This window comes from uncultured Methanobrevibacter sp., from assembly GCF_902764455.1.
GTDB lineage: Archaea > Methanobacteriota > Methanobacteria > Methanobacteriales > Methanobacteriaceae > Methanocatella.
Genome location: NZ_CACWVY010000084.1, coordinates 1 through 2,042, shown reverse-complemented (window position 1 = coordinate 2,042; position 2,042 = coordinate 1). Strand labels below are relative to the sequence as shown.

Below are 2,042 nucleotides of genomic sequence, written 5' to 3'. Positions count from 1 at the left end.
ATGACCCAGAGAATTATTGTAATATCGTAAATTCAATCCTAAAAAAGTTTTTTAAACCACATAAAACAAGAAAAGATATTTATATTACTGATGCAACACAAGTAGAGTGCGATATCAACATTTTAAGGAAGTATATCACTCCAGAACATTTAAAAAAATGAGTCTGTAAAATTTTATAGGCTTCTTTCAAATTTAATTTTTTACACTTGAAATTTCACTTCGATAAAAATTCGTTCTAATTTTTCTTTAATTTTAATATAATTAGTTTAAAAATAGTTAAATACTTTAATAAGTGAGAACAAATAATATTTTATGCCTAATATAAATAAATCTGCCCCCAATAATAATTTAGACTTCATACAACTTAAACTTTTTGATTTTTATGACGAAAAAATTAATCGAGAAAAAATCATTTCAGAAAGACTCAATAAAAACCCAAAAATTAAAAATACAAATCAAAAACTACTTTTAGATGAAAATAATACTTTTAAATATGATAATCCAATTTGTCCAGTTTGTGGAAGTCATAAAATAATCAAAAAAGGCACAATAACAAAAAATAAGCAAAATATCAATGGAAAAACCACTGAATTCAAAGAACAACAATATCAATGCAAAAAATGCAACAAAAAATTCGGAATAAGCAACAATCCACTAATAAAAAACAACAAACATTATTTACAAGAAATAATTGACAAAATACCAGAAATAATGAAGATAGGATACCAATCACTACGAAAAATAAGTAAATACTTCCAAATATTCCTTGGAATACAGATTTCTCACCAAACAATTCGAAACTGGTCAAACCAAAATCACGAAGAAACAATCACCAACAAAGAATTTGAATATTCTGGCTACTATTTATACGATGAGCAATTTTTAAGACTTGATGGAATTAGACACTACAGATTAACATTATATGATGCAATACTCAATATTCCAGTTGCAGAAAGAATTGTACGTCGCAGAATACCAAAAAACACGAAAAAATTTATCTTAGATTCAACGGCAAATAAACCATTTATTTGCTTAACAACAGACCTATTCCCAATGTATCGTAATATAACAGATGAAATAAAAGTAAAACATCAATTATGCACATTTCATTTATTTCAAACAATCAATCACAAATTAAAAGTGTATTGTAGACGAAATAAGATAAATGGAAAAGAAAGGAACCATATTTACGAAAATGCACAAGAATTAAAAAATTGCTTCAGACAAAATTCAAAACAAGAAGCAATCCAACAATTTAAACAATATTTGCAGAATTACAGAGTTATTCCAGTAGTATTAAAAGATTTCATAAGAAAACACATCATCAATCACTTCCACAGATACGTAGAACACTTAGATGATGAAAATATAGAAAAAACATCCAATAAAGTAGAAAATTACTACAGACAAACAAATCCTGAAATAATAAAGAAGTTATACAAAACTAAAAATGGAATTCTGACTTTCTTAGACTTCCAAATGCAAAATTGGACACAAAATCATATAAAAATTAAATAAGCCTATAAAATTTTACAGACTCAAAAAAATTAAGACTCAAATTCGGATATTCAAACTCTAAAGGCTATTTTATAGGTTATAAAGTAACTGTTTTTATGATATAATTATTTATTATTTTATCTTTATTTATAAATATTTTATATTAGTATTACTTTTTCATCAAAATTTGAATTATTCGGAACACTCATTACAAGACCAAATGGCCTATCCTTTATTAATCTACAAGAATCCAAAAGATATTGAAAAAAATAAAAAACTAATAAACCACCCCCAACGCCCATTACTCATAAAACTAGTAAATTGGAAAGAATACAAACCCACAAGAGGAATAATAGAAGATTTCTTCAAATCAGCCAAAGTAGCATTTGGATTAGGAAAATTCCACAGTTTTACAGACAAATCCATGTACAAAAACATCTATCTCAGCCTATTATTAACAGCACTCGTCGTACAATGCGGATTTAAAACAAAAACACAACTACAACAACTAGCAGAAGGAAAAATAGAATTTAAACCACCAAAAA

1 protein-coding gene and 1 pseudogene are annotated in these 2,042 nt (G+C 26.2%); both read left to right on the top strand.

Features of this window, described 5'->3' with window-relative positions:
* The first annotated feature begins 312 nt into the window (after positions 1 to 312).
* Entirely contained in the window at positions 313 to 1,518 is a 1,206-nt protein-coding gene (locus tag QZU75_RS12720; RefSeq protein WP_296884203.1) for a transposase, read from the top strand.
* A 199-nt stretch (positions 1,519 to 1,717) separates the two neighbouring features.
* Positions 1,718 to 2,042 (top strand): annotated as a pseudogene (locus QZU75_RS12715) (IS5/IS1182 family transposase); the annotation flags it as partial.

Bases quoted from the DNA above. Each gene is read 5' to 3' on its own strand.
- QZU75_RS12720 (WP_296884203.1), top strand. From the start codon at position 313: ATGCCTAATATAAATAAATCTGCCCCCAATAATAATTTAGACTTCATA.